This is a genomic window from Rhodobacter sp. Har01 (genome assembly GCF_020564565.1).
Taxonomy (GTDB): Bacteria; Pseudomonadota; Alphaproteobacteria; order Rhodobacterales; family Rhodobacteraceae; genus Pseudogemmobacter.
Genome location: NZ_JAJCTD010000008.1, coordinates 90,423 through 97,860, shown reverse-complemented (window position 1 = coordinate 97,860; position 7,438 = coordinate 90,423). Strand labels below are relative to the sequence as shown.

5 protein-coding genes are annotated in these 7,438 nt (G+C 65.5%); all 5 read left to right on the top strand.

Features of this window, described 5'->3' with window-relative positions; translation table 11 throughout:
• Positions 1-1,816 (top strand): Ig-like domain-containing protein (locus LHP98_RS17140; RefSeq protein ID WP_227253782.1); only part of this gene is annotated, 1,816 nt, incomplete at its 5' end.
• Between the two features lie 158 nt (positions 1,817-1,974).
• Positions 1,975-2,751 carry a glucose-1-phosphate cytidylyltransferase gene (gene rfbF / locus LHP98_RS17135; RefSeq protein WP_227253781.1) on the top strand — a complete coding sequence of 259 codons (777 nt, stop codon included), beginning with the start codon at positions 1,975-1,977 and terminating at the stop codon, positions 2,749-2,751.
• Between the two features lies 1 nt (position 2,752).
• The gene (locus LHP98_RS17130) at positions 2,753-5,074 is read left to right on the top strand and encodes an NAD-dependent epimerase/dehydratase family protein (RefSeq protein WP_227253780.1); all 2,322 of its coding nucleotides are present in this window, start codon (positions 2,753-2,755) and stop codon (positions 5,072-5,074) included.
• A gap of 17 nt (positions 5,075-5,091) precedes the next feature.
• The gene (locus tag LHP98_RS17125) at positions 5,092-6,267 is read left to right on the top strand and encodes a class I SAM-dependent methyltransferase (protein ID WP_227253779.1); all 1,176 of its coding nucleotides are present in this window, start codon (positions 5,092-5,094) and stop codon (positions 6,265-6,267) included.
• Positions 6,264-7,436, top strand: coding sequence for a class I SAM-dependent methyltransferase (locus LHP98_RS17120; protein ID WP_227253778.1), 1,173 nt, complete (start codon positions 6,264-6,266; stop codon positions 7,434-7,436). Before LHP98_RS17125 ends, LHP98_RS17120 begins: the two co-directional genes overlap by 4 nt.
• Positions 7,437-7,438 lie beyond the last annotated feature (2 nt).

Sequence of the window (7,438 nt, the reverse complement as noted above, 5' to 3'; positions counted from 1 at the left end):
CGACGGCACCACCTGGGTCACCGCGGGCAGCTTCACCCATGCCATGACGGTGTCGGCGACCGGGGTCTTCGCCTCGAACAGCTCTAACGCCAACGGCTTCACCGCGCTGGTCGACTATTTCGAGACCGGCACCGACCCGATCCAGAACGAGGACGGCACCATCACCCCGGTGAACCTGCCGCCGGTGGCCGGCGACGATGCGCTGACCACCGCCGAGGACAGCCCGCTGACCTTTGCCGCGGCCACGCTTCTGGGCAACGACAGCGACCCCAACGGCACCGCGCTGTCGATCACCGCCATCACCCAGCCGGCCAACGGCACGCTGACCAACCTCGGCAACGGCAGCTACACCTACACCCCCACCGCCGGCTTCTCGGGCAGCGACAGCTTCACCTACACCGTCTCCGACGGAACCCTCACAGACACCGCAACCGTCACGGTCCTGGTCGGCAACCCGATCAACGTCTGGTACGGGCTTGAGCAAAGCTTCGGCGCGCCCGGCGAGGGCCAGCGCATGATCAACATCCTCGGCAATGTCGGGGACGATGTGGTGTCGCTCAGCTATTCGCTGAACGGGGCCGCCTTCCAGACCCTCTCGATCGGGGCGGACACGCGGCGACTGCAGAACCCCGGCGATTTCAACATCGACATCGACTATGCGCGGCTGAACGGCACGGCGGTCGATGACGTGGTCACCATCCGGGCCACGCTGGGCAATGGCCAGATCTACACCCGGGATGTGATCGTCAACTACCAGGCCGGGCAGACCTGGGCGCCGAACTACAGCATCGACTGGGCGACGGTGACGAACCTGCAGGATGTCGTCCAGGTGGCGGACGGAACCTGGGCCCACAGTGCCGCCGGCGTGCGCCCGGTGGACCTGGGCTATGACCGGCTGCTGGTGCTGGGCGATCAGGCCTGGGACAACTACGAAGCCAGACTGACCATCACCATGCACAACCTGACGAACGAGGACCCGCGCGGACGCGACGGCGGGTCGTTGATGCTGGGGGCGCTGTGGGACGGGCATACCGATGACCCGATCCGGAACTGGCAGCCGAAATCCGGCTGGGAACCCGGCACGATCTTCCAGTACAACACGCCGAATGCCGCCTTCTCGATCTACAGCTACGACGACTACAGGGTCCGGCTGGACCGTGAACCTTTCGTCCTTCAGGAAGGCCACACCTACAACTTCACCCTTCGGGTCGAACAGACCGGCCTCTACGACCGGCTCTACAGCCTGAAGGTCTGGGAAGTGGGAACCTCGGAACCCGTCGGCTGGACGGTGCAGGGCCTGGAAACCTTTACCCTGGCCGAACGGCCGGCGACCGGCTCGCTTTATCTGAACGCGCACTACTACGACGTCACCTTCGGCGACATCGCGGTGACCGAAATCACCGGGCGCGACATCATCCAGGGCGACAGCACCGCCGAGCGTCTGGTCGCGGTGAATCCCGGCAGCGCCGCGCCGGGGCGCGGCGAGATCGACGTCTTCGTCGGTGACGGCGGGGCCGATGTCTTCGTCTTCGGCGATGCCAACGGCCGCTACTACGATGACGGCAACGCGCAGAATGCCGGGCAGGGCGACTATGCCTTCGTCTGGGATTTCGTCTCGGGCACCGACCAGATCGAACTGGCGGGCAGCGCCGCGAACTACCTGCTCACCAGCAACGCCGCCGGTCTGCCTGCGGGCACCGCCATCTGGTGGGACAACGCCGCCGGCCCGGATGAGCTGATCGCCGTGCTGAACGGGGTCTACGGGCTGAATCTGGGCAGCAGTGATTTCCGCTTCACGGAGACGTTGCTTGTCTGATGACCTTCCCTGCGGTCTGTCAACATCACCTTGAACATCCGCCGGAAATGGCGAAGGTTTGCATGTCTCCATAATTGTGCCCAAGATTCATACCAATGTCCTGTTGACCAAGCATCGCACCATTTAAGTGCAGCCCCAGTGGATCGGAGAGTTCTCCCATGAAGACCGCAATTCTGGCCGGCGGCAAAGGCACCCGTCTGGCCGAGGAAACCAGCGTTCGCCCCAAGCCGATGGTCGAGATCGGCGGCAAGCCGATCCTGTGGCACATCATGAACATCTATTCGCATTACGGCTTCAACGACTTTGCCGTCGCGCTGGGCTACATGGGCGACCACATCAAGCGCTACTTCGTCGAATACGGCATGCTGTCGGGCAGCCTGTCGCTGGACATGAGCCTGCATGACCCGGTGGTGCGGCGCGAGAAGGACATCTCGAAGTGGAAGATCGACCTGGTCGAGACCGGCGAGGAAACCCTGACCGGCGGGCGGATCAAGCGGCTCAAGCCCTATCTGGGCAATGAGACCTTCATGCTGACCTGGGGCGACGGGGTGTCGAACATCGACATTCCCCGGCTGATCGCCTTTCACAAGTCGCATGGCAAGCTGGCCACCGTCTCGGCGGTGCGGCCGCAGGCGCGCTACGGGCACATGCGCTTTGACGGCGACCGGGTGACTGCCTTCGAGGAAAAGCCGCAGACCGCCGAAGGCTGGATCAACGGCGCCTTCTTCGTGCTGGAACCGCAGGTGATGGACTATATCGAGGGCGACATGGTGATGTTCGAACATGCGCCGATGGAAAACCTGGCCAGGGACGGGCAGTTGATGGCCTTCCGGCACGAAGGCTTCTGGGCGGCGATGGACACGCTGCGCGACAAGCATACCTTGCAGAAACTGTGGGACTCGGGCGACCGGCCCTGGGCGATCTGGGAAAAATAAAATGCGTGTACTCGTGACGGGCCACCGCGGCTATATCGGAACGGTTCTGACCCCGATGCTGGTGGCGGCAGGGCATGATGTGGTGGGGCTGGACAGCGATCTTTACGAACGCTGCACCTTCGCGCCCGGGGGCGAGATGCCCCAGGTGCCGACGCTGCTGAAGGACATCCGCGATGTCACGCCGGCCGATCTGCTGGGGGTCGATGCGGTGCTGCACCTGGCGGCGCTGTCGAACGATCCCTTGGGCGATTTCCGCCCCGAGACGACCTATGAGATCAACTTCGAAGGCACGATGAAGGTGGCCCGTGCCGCCAAGGCCGCCGGCGTGTCGCGCTTCGTGTTCTCGTCCTCGTGCTCCAACTACGGCGCCGGCGGGGCGGATTTCATCGACGAGAACGGCGCCTTCAACCCGGTCACGCCCTATGGCGAAAGCAAGGTGATGTCGGAACGCGGTCTGGCCGAACTGGCCGACGACGGATTCTGCCCCACCTTTCTGCGCTCGGCCACCGCCTATGGCGTCAGCCCGCGCATCCGCTTCGACCTGGTGCTGAACAACCTGGTCGCCTGGGCGGTCACCACCGGCCGCATCCACATGAAGTCGGACGGCACGCCCTGGCGCCCGATCACCCATATCGAGGACATCAGCCGCGCCTTCGTGGCCACCTTGGCCACCCCGGTCGAAAAGATCCGCAACGAGGCGTTCAACGTCGGCGTGACCGAGCACAACTACCAGATCCGCGAACTGGCGCAGATCGTGGCCGATGTGGTGCCGGGCTGCGAGGTCTCGTTCGCCGAAGGCGCCGGCCCCGACAAGCGGTCCTACCGGGTGAACTGCGACAAGATCCGGCGCGTGCTGCACGGGTTCGAACCGCAATGGGATGCCCGCAAGGGCGCGCAGTCGCTGTATCAGGCCTATCTGGCGCAGAAGCTGACGCTGGAGGAATTCGAAGGCCCGCGTTACCAGCGCATCGGCCATATCAAGAAGCTGATCGCCGACGGCATCATCGACACCACGCTGCATCACACCCCGCAGGCGCTGGCCGACCGCCAGGCCGTTTCGGCCCAGGCCTCGGCGCCGGATTTCACCGCCGATGCGGCCAAGGTTTCCTGCATTTCCTGCGGGCATCACGGGTTGCAGCCGATTCTTGACCTTGGCCTGATGCCGCGCTCGGACGGGCTGCTGGATCAGGCGGCGCTGGCGCGGAAGGAATCGCTGGTGCCGCTGCGGCTGGGCTACTGCCCCGGCTGCACCCTGGTGCAACTGCTGGAAACCCGCCCCCCGGAAGAGATGTTCGGCGAGGATTACCTGTATTTCTCGTCCTTTTCCGAAGACCTCTTGCGGCACAGCCGCGACAACGCCGAAGCGCTGATTTCCCGGCGCGGGCTTGGGCCGCAAAGCCTGGTGGTCGAGATCGCCTCGAACGACGGCTACATGCTGCGCAACTTCAAGGACAAGGGCATCCGCGTCCTGGGGGTTGACCCGGCCCGGCAGCCGGCCAGCGCCGCGCAGGCCAAGGGCATCGACACGGTGATCGACTTCTTCGGCACCCGCGTCGCCGGCGAGTTGCGCGCCAAGGGCCTGCGGGCCGATGTCATCATCGCCAACAACGTGGTGGCCCATGTCGCCGACCAGAACGATCTGGTTGCCGGAATGGCCACGCTTCTGGCCGATTCCGGGGTGATCTCGGTCGAGTTTCCCTATGTCCGCGACCTGATCGACTTCATCGAGTTCGACACGATCTATCACGAACACCTGTGCTACTTCTCGGTCGGCTCTGCCAAGGCGCTGTTCGAACGCCACGGGCTTCACCTCAACGACGTGCAGCGGGTGCCGATCCACGGCGGCTCTCTGCGGCTGACCTTCGGCAAGACGGCAGCGCCCTCCGATGCGGTCGAAGGCATCCTGGAAGAGGAACGCCAGCTTGGCCTTGACCACTTCGACTACTACGCCGATTTCGGCCAGCGCGTGCGCGATTTCCGCGACCGGGCCCGCAGCCTGATCGCCGGCCTCAAGGCCGAAGGCAAGCGCGTCGCCGCCTATGGCGCGGCCGCCAAGGGCACGATCATGCTGAATTTCCTGGGCCTGAATGCCCGGGTCGTCGAATATGCGGTGGACAAGAACACCCACAAGCAGGGCAAGTTCATGCCCGGGGTGCGGGTGCCGATCGCCGACCCCGCGCGTCTGATGTCGGACCGGCCGGATTATGTGATGATCCTGCCGTGGAACTTCCGCGACGAAATCCTGCGCCAGCAGGCCGCCTTCGTGCAGTCCGGCGGGCGGTTCATCGTGCCAATTCCGGATCTTGAGATCGTCGCGGCCTGACCGGACAGGAGAGGACCATGACCGCAATCAGTCGCTGCCCGGCCTGCGGCGGAACCCACCTGTCCCAGCTCTATCGGCTTGAGGCGATTCCGGTGCAAAGCTGCGTCCTTCTCGACAGCAGCGCCGAGGCGCGCGATTTCCCGCGCCGGCCACTGCAGCTGATGTTCTGCGACGGTTGCGGCTTCGTCTTCAACGCGCTGTTCGATCTGGCGATGGTGGACTACGCCTCGACAACCGAGGAAAGCCAGCACTTCTCGGGCACCTTCAACCGCTTTGCCCGCGACCTGGTGGCCGAGATCGCCTCGCTCTATGCCCTGCGCGGCAAGCAGACGCTGGAAATCGGCTGCGGCAAAGGCGATTTCCTGCAGGAACTGGTGCGCCAGACCGGCGCCTTCGCGCTGGGCGTGGACCCCGGTTTCATTCCCGAACGCCTGCCCGGCGCGCATGGCCAGGACATCGCCTTTCAGCGCGAATACTTCACGCCCGCGACCATCGCCACGCCGCCCGATTTCATCGTCTGCCGCCACACGCTGGAACACATCCCGGAAGTGGGCCGGTTCCTGTCAGAGATCGGCAGCGTCATCGGCGGGCGCAAGGATGTGGGGGTGTTCTTTGAGACCCCCGACGTGCGCCGCGTGCTGGCCGAAGGCGCGTTCTGGGACATCTACTATGAGCATTGTTCCTACTTCACCCTGGGCAGCCACGCCCGGCTGTTCCGCCGCGCCGGGCTGGATGTGACGCGGCTCTATCTGGCCTATGATGACCAGTACATCATCCAGTATGCCGAACCCGCGGCAGGCCGCCCGCCATTGGCGGCCGAGGATGATCTGGACGCCGTCCGCGCCCTGGCCGCCGCCTTCCCGGCCAAGGTGGCGCAGGTCCGCGCCCATTGGACAGACTTCGTCCGGTCGCGCCATGCGGCCGGCAAGCGGGTGGCGATCTGGGGCGGCGGCTCGAAGGGCGTGTCCTTCCTCACCACCAACGGCCTTGGCCCCGAAGTGGCGCAGGTGATCGACATAAATCCGTTCAAGCAAGGCAAGTATCTTCCGGGCACCGGCCACCAAGTCAGCAGCCCCGACAGCCTGACAGACGCGCCGCCGGATACGGTGATCGTGATGAACCCGATCTACCTGCCCGAAATCGGCGCGCAACTGGCCGGCATGGGCCTGTCGCCCGAACTGGTGGCGGTATGAGCCTGGATCGCCATTGCCCGGTCTGCGGCACCGGCGCCCCGGTTCCGGTGTTCGACCTGGGCAACGTGCCGGTGGTCTGCAACCAGCTCTGGCCCGATGCCGCCAGCGCGCGCGCCGCACCGGCGGGCGATGTGCGGCTGGTGCGCTGCCCGGCCTGCGCGATGATCTGGAACGCTGCCTTCGATCCGGCCCGCATGGTCTATGCGCCGGGCTATGAGAACGCACTGCATTTCTCGCCCAGGTTCCAGGCCTTCGCGCGCGACCTGGCCGCCGGTCTGGTGGCGCGGCACCGGCTGGCCGGCCGCCATGTGGTCGAGATCGGCTGCGGTGACGGGCACATGCTGGCGCTGATGGCCGAGAACGGGGTGGCCAGCGCCACCGGGTTCGATCCGTCGATGGCCGGCAAGGACAGCCCCTTCGCCCGGCAACCGAAGGTGCAGATCGTCCCCGAGTATTTCCGCTCGGACCAGCTGGACCGGCCGTTCGACGCCATCGTCTGCCGGCATGTGCTGGAACACCTCGATACACCGCTGGCGCTGATGCAGGACATTCGCCGCGCCATCGGCCCGCGCGCCGTCCCGGTCTATTTCGAGGTTCCGAACGCCGGCTGGATGCTGGACGCGGTCTCGATGTGGGACGTCATCTACGAACACGTCGGATATTGGAGCGCGCCATCCATCGAAACCCTGTTCCGGCGTGCCGGTTTCGCCCCGGTTTCCGTCTCGACCGGCTATGACGCGCAGTTCCTGATGGTCGAGGCCCTGCCCTGCGACCCGCAGCCAGACGCCATCGCCCCCGGCACCGACCGGATCGCAGCCTCGGCCAATGCCTTTGCCGCCGCAGCCGCCGCCGAACTGGGCAAGTGGCGGGGCCGACTGTCCGGGCTTGCCGGCAAGGCCGTGATCTGGGGGGCCGGGTCCAAGGGCATCACCTTCGCCAATGCGCTTGGCCCAGAGGCCGCCGCGCCGCTGGCCGCGATGATCGACCTCAACCCCCGCAAGCACGGGCTGTTCGCGCCCGGCATGGCACTGCCCGTCTGCCCGCCCGCACAACTGGCCGAAATCCGCCCCGACCTTGTGCTGGTCGCAAATGCGCTTTACGCCAGCGAAATCATGGCTCAGGTGCAGGATATGGGCGTCGCTGCTGATTTCGGCGTGATCGCGGGATAGGA

Bases quoted from the DNA above. Each gene is read 5' to 3' on its own strand.
- LHP98_RS17130 (WP_227253780.1), top strand. From the start codon at position 2,753: ATGCGTGTACTCGTGACGGGCCACCGCGGCTATATCGGAACGGTTCTG.
- rfbF (WP_227253781.1), top strand. From the start codon at position 1,975: ATGAAGACCGCAATTCTGGCCGGCGGCAAAGGCACCCGTCTGGCCGAG.
- LHP98_RS17120 (WP_227253778.1), top strand. From the start codon at position 6,264: ATGAGCCTGGATCGCCATTGCCCGGTCTGCGGCACCGGCGCCCCGGTT.
- LHP98_RS17125 (WP_227253779.1), top strand. From the start codon at position 5,092: ATGACCGCAATCAGTCGCTGCCCGGCCTGCGGCGGAACCCACCTGTCC.